This is a genomic window from Solirubrobacter soli DSM 22325, from assembly GCF_000423665.1.
Lineage (GTDB): Bacteria > Actinomycetota > Thermoleophilia > Solirubrobacterales > Solirubrobacteraceae > Solirubrobacter > Solirubrobacter soli.
On sequence record NZ_AUIK01000035.1, the window covers coordinates 48,019 to 67,364 of the forward strand.

Below are 19,346 nucleotides of genomic sequence, written 5' to 3' on the forward strand. Positions count from 1 at the left end.
GGGAAAACTAGCGGCGCTAGTCTGAACTAACGGTGCTAGTTTTGTCAAGGTGCCGCGCCCGTCAAAGCCGCTGTTGTCCCGTCGCGGGATCGCCGAAGAGGCGTTGAAGCTCGTCGACGAGGAGGGCATCGAGGCGCTGACCACGCGCAAGCTGGCCAAGCGGCTCGGCGTCGAAGGCCCGTCGCTCTACAACCACGTCCGCGGCCGCGACGACCTGCTGGACGAGATGACCGCGGTGATCGACGAGCACGTCGACACGTCCGTGCTCGACCACCCGGACTGGCGCGTCGGGCTCTCGGAGTTCGCCCGCTCCTACCGGCGCGCGTTCGCCGCGCACCCGCACATCGTCGCCACCGTCAGCGCGCGCCCGGTCAACACCCACACCGCCCTCCAGGCCTACGACGAGGCCTTCGCCGCCTTCGAGCGGTTCGGCTGGGACCCGCACACGGCGGCCGTGGTCATGGCGGCGGTCGACTTCCTCGTGCTCGGCTCGGCGATCGAGACCTTCAAGGCCGGGTTCCACCGCGGGGCCGACGAGTACGACCCGGACTACCCGCACCTCGCCACGGCGTTGCGTGCCGCGGGCGACGACGACATCGACGACCTCGGGTTCGAGCTCGGGCTCTCCGCGGTCGTCGCGTGGCTCAGCGCACGCGAACGCGAACGCGCTTAGACGTGCCGAGCGCGAACGGGTACGACGCGTCCGCGCGGACCCGCGCGCGCACCGGGAACGTCGTCCCGGCGGCGCGGAACGAGAAGCGATAGCGGTAGCTGAACGCGCCCTTCGCGTTCGTCCGCACGGTCCGGAACGTCCGCCACGTGCCGCGCTCGAAGGCCTGCAACTCGACGACCTTGCCGTTGAGCGGGACGTAGCCGTGCAGCAGCCGGCCGCTGAACCGCACGCGTGAGCCCGAGCGGATCGTGCGCCGGTCGGCGCCGAAGCGCAGCGTGGCGCGCACAGCGACGTTGAGCGGCTTCGAGCACGCGTAGCTGAGCTGGCCGGGCACGCGCGCGGCGAAACGCAAGGTGCGCGACGGGCCGGCGGGCACGCGGTAGCTGAACCGGCCCGCGGCGTCCGTCGCCAGCGGCTTGGCGAGGAAGCGCGGCGCGGCCCCGGCGCGGCGCACCAGGCTGTAGACGGACACTTGGGTTCCGGCGGGCACGCCGCCGAGCGACCCGCGGACGGTCAGCTTCCCGCCGTAGCCGATCGTGCCGCGCTTGCGGTCGAACGCGACCGCGAACGCCGGCGACTCCACGGCGGCGCAGCTCGACGGCGTGTTGACCGTCGTGATGATGAACGGCGCCGAGGCCGTGACGTTCACCCCGGTCGCGTCGTTGATCAGCACCCGCACCGTGTGCGCCCCGTCCGCGAGCGTCGCGGTGTCGATGTCCAGCGTGCCGCTCGCCTGGAGCTTGCACGGGACGATCGCGGTGTACGGCGGCGCGCATCCCAGCTCCTTCGTCACCGCGGGCTGTCCATCCACCTCGAGCACGGCCTTCTGCACGCCCGAGCCCGTGTCCGCGGCCGAGAACGCGATGCTCTGCGCACCGGTCAGCGGGACCGGCGTCGTCAGCGACCCGGAGGGCGGCGTGACGAACTGCGGCAGGCTCGTGTCGTTGAGGCTGATCGCGGCGCGAAAGATGCGGAACGCGGCGGTCTCGGGCGTCTGGACGGCCGGGCAGGGATCGTTGCCGCCGGTGCAGGAGACCTCGAGCGACAAGGTCTTGAAGCCCTTCAGGTCGGGCCTGGCGATCAGGGTCCCGTCGCCGAGCGGCGACCCCGTGCCGAGCTCCGAGCAGGGGACGTCGAGGTCGGCGTTGCAGAACTCGACCTGCAGGCCGCCGGCCGGGGACGACGGATCGTCGAAGTACATGACGTACGCCGTGATCGACTGTCCCGTTCGCGGGCCGACCCGCGCCCCGCGCCACATCCGCATGCTCGCGATCGTGGTGTCGCTCGGCGCCTCGAAGACCCAGCGCGCCGTCGCGTCCTGCGGCTGGGCGACGCGCCCGTCGAGGTATCCGTGGAGCCCGTTCCCGCTCGCGCACTCGTTGACGGCCTGGGTCTGACCGCCGCCCCGGGCGGGGGCCCAGCCGTCGGCGGGCGCGGGCGCCCCGTCGGGCCCGGCGCACGACCACACCTCGTAGGTCGCGGCGTGCGCGACGGCCGGCGTGAGCGCGAGCAGCGCGGCGATCAGGACCGCAAGCCGGGTCATCGCACGCGCACCCTGACACGCTTCGACGTGCCGAGGGCGAACGGGTAGGAGTCGTCGTGGCGGACGCGCACGCGGACGGGGAACGTCGTCCCCGCGGCGCGGAACGAGAACCGGTAGCGGTAGGAGAACGCGCCCTTCGCGTTCGTCCGCAGCGTCGTGATGCTGCGCCACCGCCCGCGCTCGTACGCCTGCAGCTCGACCAGCTTGCCGCCCTTGGGCACGTACCCGCCGCGCAGTTGGCCGCGGAAGCGCACGCGCTGACCGGAACGGATCGTGCGCGGCGAGGCCTTCAGCGTGCTGCGCGCCTTGACGGCGACGTTGAGCACCTTCGAGCAGCCGAAGGTCGCGCCCGCCTGGACGCCGAACCGCAGGCTGCGCGACGGGCCGGGCGGGACCTTGTAGGTGAACTTGCCCGCGGCGTCGGCGGTGATCGGCGTGCGCCCGAGCTTCTCGGCCGCCCCGTCGCGGGCGACGCGGCTGAAGACCCGGACCTGCGCGCCGGGTGACGCCTGGCCGACGACGTTGAGCTTGCCGCCGTAGGCGATGGTCGGGTGCTTGCGGTCCAACGCCACCGCCGGGCCGCTCGCGTCAGGTCCGCAGGTCGTCGGCGCGTTGACCGTGGTGATCGTGAACGGCCCGAACGCGGCGACATTGCTCTCGGTCGCGTCGAGGGCGAGCACGCGCACGCTGTGGGTGCCGTCGGCCACGGTCGCGGTGTCGAACGCCAGCGAGCCGCTGGACGCCGCCTTGCACGGGACGACCGTCGTGAACGGCGGCGTACAGATCTCCTGCTGGGCCAGCGTGTGCCCGTCGACCTCGAGCTCGAAGCGCCGGATGCCGCTGCCGACGTCGCTCGCCGAGAACGAGACCCCCTGCGACCCGGACAACACGCCCCCTGCGTTGAGCGACCCGGACGGCGGCGAGGTGAAGATCGGGTCCGCATCGTCCTGCAGCGTCACCACGCTGCGGTACATGCGGAAGGACACGGCATCGGGATCGGTCCCCGTCTCGGCGGCGCAGACGGTCCCGGCGGACCCGCCGCAGCCCGCGTTGAGGTACAGGTCGCGGACGTCGGCCAGGTTGGACTCGCCGACCAGATTCGCCGCCCCGAACCGATTGGCGGGGTCGCCGAGTCCCCGGCACTGCCAGCCGGGACAGTTCTCGGAACCCACGACGTACGCGCCGACATAGGCGTTGGTCTGACGCGCCATGTAGTACACCGGCGACGCGTTGCCGGTGTTCGGCTCCACCCGCGCCGCCCGCCACAGCCGGTAGGCGACGATCTTCAGCGACGCGGGCACCTGGAAGTGCCAGACGACGTTCTCCGCGTTCGCGGTGTGCGCGACCGCCCCGTTGAGGCCGGCGTACAACCCGTTGCCGCCCGGGCAGTCGTTCGAAGGACTGGAGAACTCGCCGTGCCCCTCGGACCGCCAGCCGTCGATCCCCGCCGGCTTGCCGTCGGGGTCCGCGCAGGACCAGACGTCGTACGTGCCGGCGTGCGCGGGCGTGCACAAGAGCAGCAACAGCCCGACGACCAGCATCCCTGCACGGCGCACCACGTTCGGGAAGATAGCGCGGGTGGAGTCGAGTCCACCCCATTGGTGGGAGGAACGCTCATCGGCCGCCCGTAGCGTCGGAGCTCATGATTCGCTCCCTCTTCGCCTTCGGCTCGCTGATCGCCGTCCTCGTCGTCGCCGCGCCCGCGCAGGCCGCCGCGCCGTCCTGTCAGCGCGCCGGCGCCAAGCTGTTGGCCGCGTCCGGGAACGCCCGCGTGGTGTCGGTCAAGGAGAAGGCCCAGAACTCCGAGACGCGGCGCGACCGTATCTACGGCTGCTGGACCACCACCGGGCGGCGCTTCACGCTGTTCCTGGCGCGCGACTTCGGCCTCGATCTGATCGAGCGCGACCACATCGAGATCGTCGACGGGCGCTACATCGGCGTGATCCGGTCGTTCGAGGGCGGCGTCAGCGAGTCGCAGACCGCTGCGACGTGGGATGCGTCCAAGCACGTCGCGCTGCGCAACTCCAAGCCGTGCGACGAGGTCTCCACCGGTGACTTCAGCGGCGTCGACGACGCCGTGTTCTATCGCGGCGGCGGCATGGCGTACTCGTGCAACGGCAGCCTGCGCCTGACCGACGGCAAGGGCGATCGCGAGGTCGAGCCGCCGGGCGCCAAGGTCGCCCACCTCGCCGTCTCGGCCAACTCGCACGACTTCATCCCGCAGCTCTTCTACGTCGCCGATACGACGCCGAAGACGATCGCGCTCTGAGACACTGCGCCGCATGTTGCGCTGGGGCCTGTCGATCCTGCTCATGACGATCGCGCTGGCCGCGCCGGCGCAGGCGCTGCCGCCGGACCCGCCGCCCGCGCCGCTCACGCCGGCGGACGGGGCGTCGGTGCCGGTCGACCCGAACGGCATCGGAGTGACCTTCGGCTGCCCGGTCTACACGAGCTATCAGGCGGGCGAGTTCCCGCTCTACGGCGGGCCGAAGGACTACGGGCTGTCGATGGCGACCACGCCGGCGATCGGCGCGGACGGGCGGCTGGCGAATCCGGTCGCGCTCGTCAGTGGCGGGTCGGCCACGCCGCCCGGCGGCGACCAGTGCAGCTGGGTGCTCGCCGCGGGCGGGTCACAGCGCCCGCAGGAGACGCCGGGGACCTACTACTGGCAGGTGTGGCGCATCTGCACCGGCTGCGCGAGCGGCTACGAGGTGGGGCCGGTGCGGACGCTCACGCTGACCGCCGACGCGCAGCTGACGGTGAAGCCGCCGAGAACGGTCTACGCCGGCTACCCGTTCATCCTCGCCGTCAGCACGACGGGCGTGCCGAACTTCACCGCGCTGACGGTGGTGCGCGGGAGCGCGACCGTCGGCTCGGGCACGGTCACGAGCGACAGCGCCTCGCCGACGGTCACCCTGTCGGGCTCGGGGAAGATCCACGCCGCGGTCACGATCGGCTCGCAGACGGTCGCCAGCCCCGAGGTCGACGTCAAGGTGACCAAGCCCCGCACCTGGAAGACGAAGGCGTCCGACGACGGCAGCTACAAGGGCACGCGCTCGGCGAAGCTCAAGGTGGCCAAGAAGGGCAAGGAGATCCGCAACCTGAGCGTGAGCGTCGCGATGCTGTGCCCGACGCCGGGCATGGTGGGCCAGTTCACCACGCAGATCGGGACGGCTGCGGTGGCCAAGGCCAAGGTCGCGCCTGACGGCTCGTTCGTGGGCGTCGCCACGGCCACGGACACGTCGGTGCGGGTCAGTGGGCGACTGCGGGCGAGGAAGCTGAGCGGCGGCGTGGCCGAGTTGTCGGTCGGCACCTGCTCGGGCACGGCGAAGTTCACCGCCAAGAGGGGGTAGGTTGCGGGCGCGATGACCGTCGCGCTGCGCCTTCCCGACCCGTCGGGGACCTACTCCGCCGTCCGCCTGTCCAGCGACGTCTCCGGCGACGCCTTCGCGCGCGACGGCGACGACTGGGTGCTCGAGCTCGAGTTGCCGGACGTGCTGCGGCTCGAGTACAAGCTCGAGGTCTCGCACGCCGACGGCGGGAACGAGTGGATCCTCGACCCCGGCAACCCGAAGCGCACACCGGGCGCGTTCGGCGACAAGTCGGTGCTCGAGCTGCCTGGCTACAAGACGCCGGCGTGGCTCTCGGCAGCGGGGGTGCCTGGGCATTTCGACGAGCTCGTCATCCGCGGACGCGGACTCGGCTCGCTGGTCGGCATCCGCGTGTGGAGTCCGGATGACGTCGAGCCCGGGACGCCGCTGCGGCTGCTGCTGGCCAACGACGGCCCCGAGTACGACGCGCTGTCCTCGCTCACCCACTTCAGCGCCGTGAAGATCGCCGCGGAGGAGCTCCCGCCCCACCGGGTCGCGCTGCTGGCACCGGGGGACCGCAACGAGTGGTACTCGGCGAGCGCCGCCTACTCGCGGGTGCTGGCGCACGACATCGTGCCGGCGCTCCGCGACGCGTTCGGGACGGTCGGCGCGCCGGTGGCGATGGGCGCGAGCCTGGGCGGGCTGGCGATGCTGCACGCGCACCGGCGCTTCCCGCGCGTGTTCAGCGGGCTCTTCCTGCAGTCCGGCTCGTTCTTCCTCCCGCGCTACGACTCGCAGGAGAGCGGGTTCGGCCGCTACGCGCGGATCATCCGGTTCGTCCGCGAGACCGTACGCGACGGGCAATACGCGGTGCCCGTGCCGACCACGCTGACCGTGGGCCGCGCGGAGGAGAACGCACACAACAATCGTGAAATGGCGCGTGCCCTGGCGGCTCAGGGGTACGACGTGTCCCTGGAGGAGGTCGCTGACATGCACAACTACGTCGGCTGGCGGGACGCTTTTGACCCGCACCTGACCGCGCTGCTCCAGCGCGCCTGGAAACCGCGATGAACGCCCACCATCACGAGCTCTACTCGCCCGCCATCGGCGCGTCCGGGTCGGTCGCGGCGTACGGCCACTACGGCCGGCCGGTGCTCGCGTTCCCGTCCGAGGGCGGCAAGGCCTACAACTGGCAGGACAACGGCATGATCGGCGCGCTCAGCGACCTGCTCAACGCGGGCCGGATCAAGCTCTACTGCGTCGACTCGTTCGACGCCATGTCGTGGTCGAACCAGTCGGTGCCGCTCGAGGAGCGCGCCCGCCAGCACCAGCGCTACGAATCCTGGATCCTCGACGACGTGGTGCCGTTCATCCACCACGACACCGGCGACGAGATCATCACCACCGGCTGCTCGCTCGGCGCCTTCCACGCCGCCAACTTCGCCCTCAAGCGCGCGGACCTGTTCCCGCTCGCCATCTGCATGTCGGGCAACTACGACCCCTCGACCTGGAACGGCTGGGGCGAGCGCGGCGACGCCGCGTACTTCAACAACCCGCTCGACTACGTCGGGCAGTTCGAAGGCGACCACCTCGACTGGCTCCGCTCGCGGCTCAGCCTGCTGCTGATCTGCGGTCAGGGCCAGTGGGAGGACACCACGGGGTCGCTGGAGTCCACCAAACGCCTCGCCGGCCTGCTCGCCGAGAAGGGGATCCGCCACGAGCTGGACCTGTGGGGCTACGACGTCCCGCACGACTGGCACTCGTGGCGCGCCCAGATCGCCCACCATCTCCCGAGGTTCTGCTGATGTCTTCAGATCACCTGATCGGCCTGCTGCTGGGCACCGAGGAGGACTGGCCGCGCGCGTTCGAGACCCTGCTGGGGCGGATCGGGCCGGTCAAATGGGACGGCGCGACCCACAATGTGACGTCCGAGCGGATCACGATCGAGCCGTTCGACCTGCGTGACAAGCCGCGCTACGACCTCGTCGTCGACCGGCTGGCCTGGTGGTACTTCGTCCCGCGCGAGTGGCTGAAGAAGGTCGCGCTGATGGACGACGTGTACCTCCTGAACTCGCCGTTCACGTTCCAGGCGATGGAGAAGCACGCGGCGTACTGCGCGATGATCCGGCTCGGGATCAAGGTGCCGCCGACGGTGCTCGTCCCGCACAAGAACCCGCCGGAGAACACGCGCTTCGAGTACACGGCGGCCAAGTACAACCAGCCGTTCGACCTCGCCGCGATCGCCGAGAACATCGGCTACCCGCTGTTCATGAAGCCCTATGACGGCGGCCAGTGGGTCGGCGTGACGCGGATCAAGGACCCGGCGCAGCTGGCCAAGACCTACGACGAGTCCGGCGAGCGGCTGATGCACCTGCAGGCGTCGGTCGAGGGCTTCGACGTGTTCGCGCGGTCGCTGAGCATCGGCGCCGAGACGATGATCATGGACTTCCGCCCGGACCAGCCGATGCACAACCGCTACGCGGTCTCGCACGACTTCCTGTCGCCGGAGACCGGCGACGAGGTCCTGACGATCTCGCGGCTGATCAACGCGTTCTTCCGCTGGGAGTTCAACTCGTGCGAGACGCTCGTGCGCGGGACCGAGGCGCACCCGATCGACTACGCCAACGCGTCCCCCGACGTCGCGTTGACCTCGCTGCACTACTACTGGCCGTGGGCGATCAGCGCGCTGCTGAAGTGGTCGGTCTTCTGCACCGTGACCGAGCGGCCCGGCCGCGCGGCGGACTTCGACCCGCACGCCTACTTCGAGATCGGCGACCGAGAGGACCTGACCTACGAGGAGAAGCTGGCCGAGTACCGGACACTCGCCGACATCTACTTCGAGGTCGACAAGTACACGGAGTTCTGCTCGACGGCGTTGAAGCACGTCGACGAGCTGATGCTCGACTGGATCTCGTCGACCGACTTCGACGGGCTGCTGGTCGAGACCGTCCGCGAGACCTACCCCGAGCACGAGCAGGAGGAGTTCCTCGCGCACTTCCGCGGCCTGCTCGGGATGTGGGCGCACGAGCGCGGTCGCTCGCTGCAGTCCGTATAAGCGCGGCGCCCGAATTTGCTCCCGCGGTCCAATGGTGGGCCGCGGGAGGCGGCAATACCGTGGCGCGGGCCGTGCAGCTGACGCCGTCGGACCAGTCGAAGCTCCTGCTCGCCGTCGCGGGGATGGTCGCCCGTGACCGGCTGGACCGGGGCGTGAAGCTCAACCAGCCGGAGGCGGTGGCGCTGCTGTCGTGCTGGGTGATCGAGCGGGCGCGCGAGGGGCGGTCGGTGGCGGAGCTGATGGCCTCAGGGCGATCGGTGCTCTCGCGTGAGGACGTGATGGAGGGGGTCGCGGAGCTCGTGGGCGAGGTGCAGGTGGAGGCGACGTTCCCGGACGGTCGCAAACTGGTGACGCTGCACGAGCCGATTTCATGATGGTGCCGGGCGAATTGGTCACCGCTCCCGGCGAGATCGAGCTCAACGCGGGGCGGGAGACGCGGGTGGTGCGGGTGATGAACACCGGCGACCGGCCGATCCAGGTCGGCTCGCACTTCCCGTTCGCTTCTGCCAACGCCGCGTTGGCGTTCGATCGCTCCGCCGCCGAGGGCTTCCGGCTGGACGTGCCCGCGGGGACGTCGGTGCGCTTCGAGCCGGGCGCGGAGAAGGACGTCACGCTGGTGGCACGCAAATGAGGATCTCGCGTGAGCGCTACGGCGCGCTGTACGGGCCGACCGTCGGCGATCGGGTGCGCCTGGCCGACACCGACCTCTGGCTCGAGGTCGAGGAGGACCGCTGCGTGGGCGGCGACGAGGCCGTGTTCGGCGGCGGCAAGACGATCCGCGAGTCGCAGCTGCAGGGCGTGAGCACGTGGGCGCCCGACACGGTCATCACGAACGTCGTCGTGCTCGACCACTGGGGCGTCGTCAAGTGCGACGTCGGGATCCGCGGCGGGCGGATCTGTGCGTTGGGCAAGGCCGGGAACCCGGAGGCGATGAACGGCGTCGACCCCGAGCTGGAGATCGGCCCGACGACCGAGATCATCGCCGGGGAGGGTCGCATCCTGACCGCGGGCGGGATCGACGGGCACGTGCACTTCATCTGCCCGCAGCTCGTCGACGAGGCGGTCGCGTCGGGCATGACGACGCTGATCGGCGGCGGGACCGGACCGGCCGAGGGGACGCGGGCGACGACGTGCACCCCGGCGCCGTGGCAGATCCGCGAGATGCTGCTCGCGATGGACGCGATGCCGGTCAACGTGCTCCTGCTGGGCAAGGGGAACACGGTCTCGTCGGACGGGATGCGAGAGCAGGCCCGCGCCGGCGTGGGCGGCTTCAAGCTGCACGAGGACTGGGGCTCGACCCCGGCGGCGATCGACGCCTGCCTGCGGATCGCCGACGAGACCGGCGTGCAGGTCGCGATCCACACGGACACGCTCAACGAGTCCGGGTTCGTGGAGACGACGCTGGCCGCGATCGCCGGGCGGACGATCCACGCGTACCACACCGAAGGCGCCGGGGGCGGGCACGCGCCGGACATCATCACGGTCGCCGCGCACCCGAACGTCCTGCCGTCGTCGACCAACCCGACGCGTCCGCACACGGTCAACACCGTCGACGAGCACCTCGACATGCTGATCGTCTGCCATCACCTCAACCCGCGGATCCCGGAGGACCTGGCGTTCGCCGAGTCGCGCATCCGGGGGACGACGATCGCCGCCGAGGATGTGCTGCACGACCTCGGCGCGATCTCGATGATCGGCTCCGACTCGCAGGCGATGGGGCGGGTGGGCGAGACGATCATCCGCACCTGGCAGACCGCGCACGTGATGGCTTTGAAGCGGGGCGGTGACGGCAACGCGCGGCTGAAGCGCTACGTCGCCAAGTACACGATCAACCCGGCGATCGCGCACGGGATCGCCGACGAGGTGGGCAGCGTGGAGGTCGGCAAGCTGGCCGACCTCGTGTTGTGGGACCCCGCGTACTTCGCCATCCGGCCGCGGTTGGTATTGAAGGGGGGCGCGATCGCGTACGCGCCGATGGGCGACGCCAACGCCTCGATCCCGACGCCGCAGCCGGTGTTGATGCGGCCGATGTTCGCGGGGTCCGGCCGGCTGGCGGCGCGCCGGTCGCTGACGTTCGTCTCGCCGCTCGCGGTCGAGGGACTGCACGACCTCGGCCTGGAGTCGCGGGTGTGCGCCGTGAAGGACACCCGCTCGGTGACCAAGGCCGACATGGTCGGCAACGCGGCGTGCCCGCAGATCCGCGTCGAGCCGGACACGTTCAAGGTGTGGGTCGACGGCGACGAGATCGTCCCCGACCCCGCGAAGACCCTCCCGCTCGCCCAGCGCTACTCGCTCTTCTAGATGGACCCCTTGGCGCTCCTGCTGGCCGACTCCCGGTTCCCCTCGGGCTCCTACGCGCACTCGCTGGGGTTGGAGCAGGCGGTGCGCGACGGCCTCGCCGACGTCCCGGCGTTCATGCGCGCGCGCCTGCGGTTGGTCGCCGAGGCCGACGCCCGTTTCGCCGTCGAGGCCCACCGTTGCGTACACCTTGCATACCGGTGCCAGACTCCGGTATACGACTTGCATACAAGGCTGGAGCGCGAGTGGGCGGCGCGGACGCCGAGCCCGGTGCTGCGGGAGGCCGCGCGGAGGTTGGGGGCGCAGCTGCTGCGCTCGGCGGCGGCGGTGTGGCCGGGTGGGGAGATCGCGCGCTACCGGGTCGATTCGGACGCGACGCCGCGGCCGATCGCGCTCGGCGTCGTCGCGGCGGTGGCCGGCGTGTCGGAGGAGGACACCGCGCTGCTGGCGCTCTACGACGACGCCGCGACCGTCGCGTCCGCGGCGCTGAAGGTGCTCCCGCTCGACCCGGCCGAGACCGCGCGCTGGCTCGCGGAGCTGGCGCCGGAGTTGAGCGCCGCCGCCGCCCGGGTGGCGGCGGATCGCGGGCCGCTGCCGAGCCCGGCCGCGGTCGCCCTCGAGCTCTCCGCACCCATCCATTCCGAACAGAGAGAGCGACTCTTTGCCAGTTGAACGCGCACTCCGGATCGGCGTCGGCGGGCCCGTCGGGTCCGGCAAGAGCAGCCTGATCGCCGCGCTCTGCGGCGCGTTGAGCGCCGAGGCGCGCCTCGGCGTCGTGACCAACGACATCTACACGACCGAGGACGCCGAGTTCCTGCGCTCGACGGGCGTGCTGCCGGTCGAGCGCATCCAGGCCGTCCAGACCGGCGGCTGCCCGCACACGGCGATCCGCGACGACATCTCGTCCAACCTCGAAGCGGTCGAGGAGCTCGAAGCCGCGACCGGACCCTTGGATGTCGTCTTCGTCGAGAGCGGCGGCGACAACCTGACCGCGATCTTCTCGCCCGCCCTGGCCGACGTGCAGATCTTCGTCATCGACGTCGCCGCCGGCGACGACATCCCGCGCAAGGGCGGGCCGGGCATCGCCCGCGCCGACCTGCTGGCGATCAACAAGACGGATCTGGCGCCGTTCGTCGGCTCCGACGTCGCCCGGATGGTCCGCGAGGCCGGCGAGCGGCGCGGCGGGTTGCCGGTCGCGGCGATCTCCCTGCGCGAGGACGTCACCCCGGTGGCGGAGTGGGTGCGCGGGAAGCTCGAGGCCTTCCGCGACCACGGCCACCTGCACTCGTCGATGGAAGGCGTGCCAGATCACCACCACGATCACGTCCACTGAGCGGGGCTTCACGACGCTGCGGCGCGGCGAGCGGATCGCGCCGCGCGTCCTCGCCCCTGGGCGGATCACGCTGCTGCGCTCGCAGGCGGGGCCGCTCGCGGGCGACCACGACCGGGTCGAGATCGTGGTCGAGAGCGGGACGCTGGCGATCGAGCCGGTCGCGGCGTGCGTCGCGCTGCCCGGCCCGGAGCGGACCGTGCTGGAGCTCGACGTGACCGTGGGTGACGGCGCGCGGCTGGTGCTCGAGGACGCGCCGCTCGTCGTCGCCGAGGGCGCGGACGTGGTGCGTACGACGACGATCCGGCTCGGGACCGGCGCGACGGCGGTCGTGCGCGACCTCGTCGTCCTGGGCCGGGCGGGTGAGGGTCGCGGGCGCCTGGAGTCGCTGCTGCGGGTCGAGGGGCCGGACGGGCCGATCCTCCACGACGCGCTGCGGATCGAGCCGGGCGCGCGGGACGAGTACGTCGCGCTCGCGCCGGGCGACCGCGCGGTGGGAACGGTGGCGTGGCTCGGCGAGGGCGCAGGCGGGCGCGGCGGCGCGGCGAGCGCCGACGGCGGCGGCGGGCGGGGCGGGGCGGGCGGGGCGCGGGTCGCGGGCGGGGCGCTCGCTCGCGGCGGCGCGTTGTGGCGCGCGGCCGGCGCGAGCGCGGCGGACGTGGAGGCGGCGCTAGGGTCAGCGCGTGCGTTTCAGGCCGCTTTCGGCACCGAGTCCTGACGCCGTCGCCGACGCGGCGGCGCGCAGCCCGTTCGTCGTCGGGCCGACGTTCAGCGCGCTCGCGGACGCGGATGAGCTGCGGTTCCGGGACGAGATCGAGCCCGAGCTCACGCGCGACGGGATCGTCCCGTGGCTGCAGCGCAAGGAGCTGTTGGAGAAGCTCGACCACGCGCTGTCCTCGGCGCGGGTCACGCCGAGCGGGACCGTCGTCGAGCTCGGCGCGGGGAGCTGCTGGCTGTCGGCGGCGCTGACCACGTTGCCGGGGGTCGAGGAGGCGATCGGGGTCGAGTTCTCGCGCTACCGGCTCGAGGAGCTCGCGCCGGTCGCGATCGCCGCCCTCGGCGCCGATCCCGCGCGGGTCACGCGGCGGCTGGCCGACTTCAACGCGCACGGGCTCCCCGATGCGAGCGCCGACCTCGTGGTCTTCGACGCCGCCTTTCACCACGCCGCCGATCGCCTGCACATCGCCAAGGTCGCGTTCCGGCTGCTGCGGCCCGGTGGGCGGCTGCTGCTGTTCCGCGAGCCGACGCTCGCGCTGCTGCGCCGCAACCGCGACCACGGGATCGAGGACGAGTACGGCAGCTTCGAGTCCGAGGACTCGCGGCGCGGCTATCTGCGGACGCTGCGCGCGGCGGGGTTCGCGGACGCGCGGGCCAGTCAGGGCGCCGGCAGCCTGCGCGAGCGCGCGTTCCTCCTGCGCCCGCCGCTGCGCTGGCTGAACGGCATCGCGTTCGCCGAGTACGTGTACGTCGCCGTGAGATAGCGGCGATCTCGGACCGCTGGTCCAGGCCGATTCTGACCGCCGGTCCGATTACCTCGGCGGCCACCCGATTTAGCGTCGCGGACCATGAACGCAGCGCTGCATACAGAAGCGGATGCGGTGACGCGGCTGGCCGCTGCGCGCCCGCTGGTGGTCGACGTCGTGCCCGCCTCGGAGGTCTCCGCCCACCACGCCGCGGGCGGCGTGACCCACGCCGGCCCGCCGATCGAGCCGCAGCGGATGTGCCCGCCGATGCGCGCCGCGCTCGGCTCGGCCCTGTGGCTGGAGGGTGTCGCCGGCACGCCGGCTGAGGCGCTCGAGCTCGTCGAGGACGGCCAGATCCCGCTGATGACCAACCACGACGCGGGCGGCGTCGGGCCGATGGCGGGCGTCGTGAACCCGTCGATGCCCGTCTGGGTCGCCCGTGACGAGGCGAGCGGGAAGGTCGCCTGGTGCCCGCTCAACGAGGGCTCTGGCGCCGTGCTCCGGTACGGCGCGGACGGTCCCGAGGTGATGGAGCGGTTGAAGTGGATGCGCGACGTGCTGGCGCCGGAGCTCAAGGCCGCGCTGACGCGCCCGCTCGATCTCTACGACCTGCACGTGCGCTCGCTCGCGCTCGGCGACGAGGCGCACCACCGCACCGAGCAAGGCACCGCGCTGACGCTGGAGGCGCTCGGCATCGAGCACCCTGAGGTGCGCGCATTCATCGCCTCCAACGGCCAGTTCTTCCTCAACCTGGCCATGGTCTTCTCCAAGCTCGCGCTGGACTGCGCGGCGGACGTCCCGGGCTCGCCCGTGCTGACGGCCATCGCGAGGAACGGTGTCGAGGTCGGCATCCGCGTGTCCGGGCTCGGCGACCGCTGGTTCGTCGGGCCCGCCGCGCTGCCGGACCCCGCAAAGCTATTCGACGGCTACTCGCCGGCGGACATGCAGCGCGACCTCGGCGACTCGGCGATCGTCGAGACCTACGGGCTCGGCGCGCTCGCCGTGGCCGCCTCGCCGCTGTCGGTGCCCAGCGTGGGCCTCGACCCCGCCGACGTCGAGCGCATCGACGCCGAGTGCCGCAGCATCGCGGCCGGGTTCTCGGAGGACATCAGGTTCCCGGACGGGCGGCCGGCGATTCTCGGCGTCGACGCCCGCAAGGTCGCCGCGACGCGGCTCTCGCCCCCGGTCCACACCGGGATCGCGCACGTGCAGCCGGGGATCGGCCAGATCGGCGGCGGCATCACGCACCCACCGCTGGAGGCCTTCGACCTCGCCGTGGAGGCGCTCGGTTGACCCGCGCCGAACAGGTCCACCGCGAGCTGCGGGCGGCGCTCCTGCGCGGCGATTTCCCCTACGGGGTGCGGCTCGTCGAGGAGCAGCTGGCCGAGCGCTACGCGACCAGCCGCACACCGGTCCGCGAGGCGCTGCGCCGGCTCGAGGGCGACGGGCACGTGGTCCGCGACCGCTCCGGCGGCCTGCGGCCGAACCCGCCGCGCGTGTCGGCGATGCGCGAGCTCTACGACGTCCGCGTCGTGCTCGAGGACCTCGCCGTGCGGACCGCGGACGCCGACCGACTCGATGGGCTGATTTCCGAGTGGCTGGACCTGCGGGCCGAGCACGACGACGGGCCGGACTTCGTCTACGCCGACGAGGCCTTCCACGAGGGCATCGCGCGCGCGAGCGGGAACAACGCCAACGAGCGCTACATCCGCGACATCAACGAACGCATCCGCCTGATCCGGATCCACGACTTCACGACGCCGGACCGGATCGAGGCGACGATCGAGGAGCACCTCGAGATCCTGGAGACCGTCCGCGCCGGTCGCGCGGACGCCGCCGCCGCGCTCATGCGCGTGCACATCGAGCGCAGCGCCGAGGTCGTGGAACGCCGTGTCGGCGAGCTGCTCGCCCGAATGTTCGAAGAGGAGCCTGGCCCACGTGTTGCGAGTGACCAAGCGCAGGTTTCAGGCGTTCCGAGGGGGCCCCTATGAGCATCGCCACGACTGCATTTGCGGCCGCGTTGGAGCGCCTGGACGCGCAGGACTACGACCCGCCCCAGCGGCGACCCGCCTATGACGTCTTCGGGCCGCCGCCCACCCCGCTGCCGGCCCTGGGCGGGCTCCCGAAGACCGGGGCGATCGCGCACGCCGCCCGCGCGCTCGACACCGGCGAGAGCACGTGCGTCGAGCTGACCGAGCTCGCGCTGGCGCGGATCGCCCAGGACGAGTGGACCGCGTTCGTCGAGGTCTGCGCCGAGGCCGCGCTGGCCGAGGCTGCAGCGCGCGACGCCGAGCTGCGCGCCGGCAAGCGGCGCGGGCCGCTGCACGGCATCCCGGTCTCGGTCAAAGACGTCATCGACGTCCGTGGCGTCCGTACTCGGTGCGGGTCGGACGCCTACGACGCCGTGCCGGAGGTCGACGCGGATGGCGTCGACCTCTGGCGCGCGGCCGGCGCCGTGATCCTCGGAAAGACGTCCACGCACGAGTTCGCGCTCGGCGTGACGTCGCCGCAGGCGCGCAACCCGCACGACCCGACCCGGATCCCGGGCGGGTCGAGCGGCGGCTCGGCGATCGCGGTGGCCACGGGCATGGGCCTCGCGTCGCTCGGGACCGACACGCGCGCATCGATCCGCGTGCCGGCTGCGCTCTGCGGCGTCGTCGGTTTGAAGCCGACCTACGGGACGGTTCCCACGCGCGGCGTCGTGCCGTTGTCGTGGACGATGGACCACGTCGCGGTGATGGCGGGAACGGCGGAGGACGCGGCGATCGCGCTCGACGCGCTGCGCCCCGACGCCACCGAGATCGCTCCCGCCGCGGGCGGGCGCGTCAGCCACCTGCGCGTCGGGCTCGCCACCGCCGCGTGGGAGGGCGCCGAGGCGCCGGTCGTGGCCGCGGTCGCGGCGATGATCGATCGACTCGACGTCGCCTCGGTCCGCGAGACCGATCGCCCGACCGCCGCCGACTTCGGCGGCGCCAACGCGATGGGGCTCGTCGTCTCGCGCTGCGAGGCGGCGGCGTTCCACCGCAGCCGCGGTCTGGACCGCTCGCTGTATTGGCCGGAGGTCCGCGACCAGCTCAACGCCGCCGACGGCGTCCTGGCCACGGACTACATCGACGCGCAGCGCTACCGCGCCGCGCTGAGGGAGGAGATGCTCGCGGTGTTCCGCGAGTACCACGTGCTCGCGATGCCGACGGCGCCCGTCCTGGCGCCGGTGGTGGAGCGAGCCGACGAGTACCTGACGATCCTGTCGCGCAACGCGATCCTCTGGAGCTTCGTCGGCTTTCCGGCGATCTCCGTGCCGTGCCCGGTCGACGGGCTCCCCGTGGGGCTGCAGCTGGTGGCGGCCCCCGGCGGCGAGGCACTGCTGATCGCATTGGCGACCTCCCTCACGAGAGGTGACGCATGACCACGCTCGTGCCCGCGGCGCCGGGCCCATACGCGTTCGATCCGGAGACCACTGCGCTCGTGGTCATAGACATGCAGCGCGACTTCCTCGAGCCAGGCGGCTTCGGGTCGGCGCTCGGCAACGACGTCTCGCTGCTGGCGAGCGCCGTCGAGCCGCTGCAGAGAGTCCTGGCCGCAGCGCGGGAGCTCGGGATGACGGTGATCCACACCCGCGAGGGCCACCGCGCCGACATGACCGACTGCCCGCCGGCGAAGTTCGCGCGCGGCGAGTTCATCGGCACCGACAGCCCGAAGGGCCGCATCCTGATCCGCGGCGAGTACGGGCACGACATCGTCGACGAGCTCGCGCCCGCCCCCGGGGAGGTCGTGCTCGACAAGCCCGGCAAGGGCTCCTTCTACGCCACCGACCTCGAGCTGATGCTGCGCAACCGCGGCATCAAGTCGCTCATCGTCACCGGCGTCACCACCGAGGTCTGCGTGCACACGACCGTGCGCGAGGCCAACGACCGCGGCTTCGAATGCCTCGTGCTGAGCGACTGCTGCGGCTCGTACTTCCCGGAGTTCCACGAGGTCGCCCTGCGGATGATCTCCGCCCAGGGCGGGATCTTCGGCTGGGTCTCCGACTCGACCGCGCTGCTCGAAGCCCTTCCCGTGAGGAGCCTGATCTGATGGCCGTTCCCTTCTGGACCCGCGGTGATCTCAACGCCTTCTTCGGCCTCGGGATCAACATGCTCGTCAACGTCCTGGTGCTCGCCGGGCTGTGTATCGGCGTCGTGCACATGGCGCCGGACGACGTCTACCAGGTGGTGCTCCCGGCGCTCGGCATCGAGCTGCTGATCGGCAACGTCTTCTACTTCTACCTCGCGCGCAAGCTGGCGATGAAGGAGGGGCGGACCGACGTCACGGCGATGCCCTACGGGCCGAGCGTGCCGCACATGTTCATCGTCACGCTCGTGATCATGCTGCCGACGTACCTGGCGACGAAGGACCCGATCGCCGCCTGGACCGCCGGCCTCGCGTGGGCCTTCATCATCGGCTGCATCATTTTGATCGGCGCGTTCGTCGGGCCGTCGATCCGCCACTGGACGCCCCGCGCCGCGATGTTGGGCACGTTGGCCGGCATCTCGCTGACGTTCATCTCGATGCGGCCGGGCGCGCAGATGTGGGGCGCGCTCTGGATCGCCCTTCCCGTCTTCATGATCATCGTGGCCGGCTTCATCGCGGGCGTGCGGCTGCCGGGGAACTTCCCCGTGGGGCTGGCGGCGCTGCTGGTCGGCACCGCGCTCGGCTGGATCGGCGGGTTCATGGAGCCCGCCGCGGTCACCGATGCCGCCAAGTCGATCGCGGTCGGCATCCCGTCGTTGAACATCGACCTGCTTTCGGACGGCTTGTCCGGCATCTCGCCGCTCCTGGCCACGGCGATCCCGCTCGGCATCTACAACTTCACCGAGGCGATGAGCAACGTCGAGTCCGCCTCGGCCGCGGGCGACTCCTACAACCTGCGCGCGGTGCTGCTCGCCGACGGCACGGGCGCCGTGGTGGGCGCCGCGCTGGGCTCCCCGTTCCCGCCCGCGGTCTACATCGGCCAGCCGGGCTGGAAGGCGGCCGGTGGGCGTGTCTCCTACTCGCTCGCGACAGGCGTGCTGATCTTCCTCCTGTGCGTGTTCGGGCTCTTCCCGCTGCTCGGCGCGCTGCTGCCGATCCCCGCGATCGTGCCCGTGCTGCTGTTCATCGGCATGGCCATCGGCTCGCAGGCGTTCTCGGCGGTCCCGAAGGCGCACTACGCGGCGGTCGTGCTGGCGGCGATCCCGTCGCTGGCCCAGTGGGGCTCGGGCATGGTCCATGACGCGCTGCTGGCGGCGGGGACGAGCGTCGATCAGGTGGGCGCCGACGTGCTCGCCAACGGCGGCGTCCTGTACGGCGGGCTCGCGACGCTGGGCTCCGGCTCGGTCCTGGTGGGCATGATCCTCGGCTCGATCTGCGTCTTCCTCATCGACCGCCGCTTCATCCACGCGGCGGCCGCGTGCGTGGTCGGAGCAGTGCTCACGCTCGTGGGGCTGATCCACGCCGAGGAGGTGCACGTCTTCTCGAACCCGAAGATCGCGCTCGGCTACGGCCTGGCGGCGGTGGTCGCGCTGGCCTATGCCGCGCTGCGCCTGCCGCCGCGCGAGACCGACCTCAGCGACCCGATCGATGTCGAGGTGGCCGCCGAGCGGATGGCCCCGCGCTTCGAGCGCGAGGAGGAGCGGGTGGCAGTCCCGGCCTGAG

The 19,346-nt window shown here is 71.8% G+C and carries 20 protein-coding genes; 18 read left to right on the forward strand and 2 right to left on the reverse strand.

All coding sequences use genetic code 11. From position 1 onward, the window contains the following. Positions 1 to 49 precede the first annotated feature (49 nt). Positions 50 to 673 (forward strand): TetR family transcriptional regulator, encoded by a 624-nt coding sequence (locus G569_RS51755; protein WP_037499321.1) that lies wholly within the window; start codon positions 50 to 52, stop codon positions 671 to 673. On the opposite strand, the gene G569_RS0126635 is transcribed toward G569_RS51755, so the two are convergent. Both G569_RS0126635 and G569_RS0126640 read right to left on the reverse strand, forming a co-directional pair. After that, entirely contained in the window at positions 645 to 2,216 is a 1,572-nt protein-coding gene (locus G569_RS0126635; protein ID WP_028065698.1) for a hypothetical protein, read from the reverse strand. The two genes, G569_RS51755 and G569_RS0126635, sit on opposite strands and share 29 nt — an antisense overlap. Beyond that, positions 2,213 to 3,775: a hypothetical protein gene (locus G569_RS0126640; RefSeq protein WP_157592332.1), complete on the reverse strand. Its 1,563-nt coding sequence runs from the start codon at positions 3,773 to 3,775 to the stop codon at positions 2,213 to 2,215. Before G569_RS0126640 ends, G569_RS0126635 begins: the two co-directional genes overlap by 4 nt. 83 nt (positions 3,776 to 3,858) lie before the next feature. Between G569_RS0126640 and G569_RS0126645 the strand changes: the two genes are divergently transcribed. From G569_RS0126645 to G569_RS51790, 17 genes are all read left to right on the forward strand, one after another. Then, a complete protein-coding gene (locus G569_RS0126645) occupies positions 3,859 to 4,485 on the forward strand; it encodes a hypothetical protein (protein WP_028065700.1) in 627 nt (208 codons plus the stop codon). Positions 4,486 to 4,498: 13 nt separating this feature from the next. Further along, positions 4,499 to 5,569 carry a hypothetical protein gene (locus G569_RS0126650; RefSeq protein WP_028065701.1) on the forward strand — a complete coding sequence of 357 codons (1,071 nt, stop codon included), beginning with the start codon at positions 4,499 to 4,501 and terminating at the stop codon, positions 5,567 to 5,569. A gap of 12 nt (positions 5,570 to 5,581) precedes the next feature. Continuing rightward, positions 5,582 to 6,598 (forward strand): alpha/beta hydrolase, encoded by a 1,017-nt coding sequence (locus G569_RS0126655; protein WP_028065702.1) that lies wholly within the window; start codon positions 5,582 to 5,584, stop codon positions 6,596 to 6,598. Continuing rightward, positions 6,595 to 7,332, forward strand: coding sequence for an esterase family protein (locus tag G569_RS0126660; RefSeq protein ID WP_028065703.1), 738 nt, complete (start codon positions 6,595 to 6,597; stop codon positions 7,330 to 7,332). Before G569_RS0126655 ends, G569_RS0126660 begins: the two co-directional genes overlap by 4 nt. Next, complete coding sequence (locus G569_RS51760; protein WP_157592334.1) at positions 7,329 to 8,582, forward strand: ATP-grasp domain-containing protein; 1,254 nt, start codon at positions 7,329 to 7,331, stop codon at positions 8,580 to 8,582. Before G569_RS0126660 ends, G569_RS51760 begins: the two co-directional genes overlap by 4 nt. A 71-nt stretch (positions 8,583 to 8,653) precedes the next feature. Beyond that, positions 8,654 to 8,956, forward strand: a complete 303-nt coding sequence (locus G569_RS0126670; protein ID WP_028065704.1) for an urease subunit gamma — start codon at positions 8,654 to 8,656, stop codon at positions 8,954 to 8,956. Next, on the forward strand, positions 8,956 to 9,213 hold the full coding sequence (ureB, locus tag G569_RS51765) for an urease subunit beta (RefSeq protein ID WP_084285604.1): 258 nt from the start codon (positions 8,956 to 8,958) through the stop codon (positions 9,211 to 9,213). Before G569_RS0126670 ends, ureB begins: the two co-directional genes overlap by 1 nt. Beyond that, complete coding sequence (locus G569_RS0126680) at positions 9,210 to 10,883, forward strand: urease subunit alpha (RefSeq protein ID WP_028065705.1); 1,674 nt, start codon at positions 9,210 to 9,212, stop codon at positions 10,881 to 10,883. The genes ureB and G569_RS0126680 overlap by 4 nt, the downstream gene beginning before the upstream one ends. Before the next feature lie 9 nt (positions 10,884 to 10,892). Further along, the gene (locus tag G569_RS0126685) at positions 10,893 to 11,552 is read left to right on the forward strand and encodes an urease accessory protein UreF (protein WP_169542250.1); all 660 of its coding nucleotides are present in this window, start codon (positions 10,893 to 10,895) and stop codon (positions 11,550 to 11,552) included. Next, positions 11,542 to 12,213 (forward strand): urease accessory protein UreG, encoded by a 672-nt coding sequence (gene ureG, locus G569_RS51770; protein WP_053227016.1) that lies wholly within the window; start codon positions 11,542 to 11,544, stop codon positions 12,211 to 12,213. Before G569_RS0126685 ends, ureG begins: the two co-directional genes overlap by 11 nt. Positions 12,214 to 12,337: 124 nt before the next feature. After that, complete coding sequence (locus G569_RS58965) at positions 12,338 to 12,928, forward strand: urease accessory protein UreD (protein WP_053227017.1); 591 nt, start codon at positions 12,338 to 12,340, stop codon at positions 12,926 to 12,928. Further along, the gene (locus tag G569_RS58970; protein WP_028065707.1) at positions 12,894 to 13,691 is read left to right on the forward strand and encodes a class I SAM-dependent methyltransferase; all 798 of its coding nucleotides are present in this window, start codon (positions 12,894 to 12,896) and stop codon (positions 13,689 to 13,691) included. The genes G569_RS58965 and G569_RS58970 overlap by 35 nt, the downstream gene beginning before the upstream one ends. An 84-nt stretch (positions 13,692 to 13,775) precedes the next feature. Next, complete coding sequence (locus G569_RS0126705; protein ID WP_028065708.1) at positions 13,776 to 14,966, forward strand: YlbE family protein; 1,191 nt, start codon at positions 13,776 to 13,778, stop codon at positions 14,964 to 14,966. Next, a complete protein-coding gene (locus tag G569_RS51785; protein WP_053227018.1) occupies positions 14,963 to 15,664 on the forward strand; it encodes a GntR family transcriptional regulator in 702 nt (233 codons plus the stop codon). Before G569_RS0126705 ends, G569_RS51785 begins: the two co-directional genes overlap by 4 nt. Further along, on the forward strand, positions 15,661 to 17,079 hold the full coding sequence (locus G569_RS0126715; RefSeq protein ID WP_084285610.1) for an amidase: 1,419 nt from the start codon (positions 15,661 to 15,663) through the stop codon (positions 17,077 to 17,079). Before G569_RS51785 ends, G569_RS0126715 begins: the two co-directional genes overlap by 4 nt. Then, complete coding sequence (locus G569_RS0126720) at positions 17,076 to 17,747, forward strand: cysteine hydrolase family protein (protein ID WP_028065710.1); 672 nt, start codon at positions 17,076 to 17,078, stop codon at positions 17,745 to 17,747. Before G569_RS0126715 ends, G569_RS0126720 begins: the two co-directional genes overlap by 4 nt. Beyond that, complete coding sequence (locus tag G569_RS51790) at positions 17,747 to 19,345, forward strand: hypothetical protein (RefSeq protein ID WP_053227020.1); 1,599 nt, start codon at positions 17,747 to 17,749, stop codon at positions 19,343 to 19,345. Before G569_RS0126720 ends, G569_RS51790 begins: the two co-directional genes overlap by 1 nt. Position 19,346 lies beyond the last annotated feature (1 nt).

Bases quoted from the DNA above. Each gene is read 5' to 3' on its own strand.
- G569_RS0126635 (WP_028065698.1), bottom strand. From the start codon at position 2,216: ATGACCCGGCTTGCGGTCCTGATCGCCGCGCTGCTCGCGCTCACGCCG.
- G569_RS0126645 (WP_028065700.1), top strand. From the start codon at position 3,859: ATGATTCGCTCCCTCTTCGCCTTCGGCTCGCTGATCGCCGTCCTCGTC.
- G569_RS0126650 (WP_028065701.1), top strand. From the start codon at position 4,499: ATGTTGCGCTGGGGCCTGTCGATCCTGCTCATGACGATCGCGCTGGCC.
- G569_RS0126655 (WP_028065702.1), top strand. From the start codon at position 5,582: ATGACCGTCGCGCTGCGCCTTCCCGACCCGTCGGGGACCTACTCCGCC.
- G569_RS0126660 (WP_028065703.1), top strand. From the start codon at position 6,595: ATGAACGCCCACCATCACGAGCTCTACTCGCCCGCCATCGGCGCGTCC.
- ureB (WP_084285604.1), top strand. From the start codon at position 8,956: ATGGTGCCGGGCGAATTGGTCACCGCTCCCGGCGAGATCGAGCTCAAC.
- G569_RS0126680 (WP_028065705.1), top strand. From the start codon at position 9,210: ATGAGGATCTCGCGTGAGCGCTACGGCGCGCTGTACGGGCCGACCGTC.
- G569_RS0126705 (WP_028065708.1), top strand. From the start codon at position 13,776: ATGAACGCAGCGCTGCATACAGAAGCGGATGCGGTGACGCGGCTGGCC.
- G569_RS0126715 (WP_084285610.1), top strand. From the start codon at position 15,661: ATGAGCATCGCCACGACTGCATTTGCGGCCGCGTTGGAGCGCCTGGAC.
- G569_RS0126720 (WP_028065710.1), top strand. From the start codon at position 17,076: ATGACCACGCTCGTGCCCGCGGCGCCGGGCCCATACGCGTTCGATCCG.
- G569_RS51790 (WP_053227020.1), top strand. From the start codon at position 17,747: ATGGCCGTTCCCTTCTGGACCCGCGGTGATCTCAACGCCTTCTTCGGC.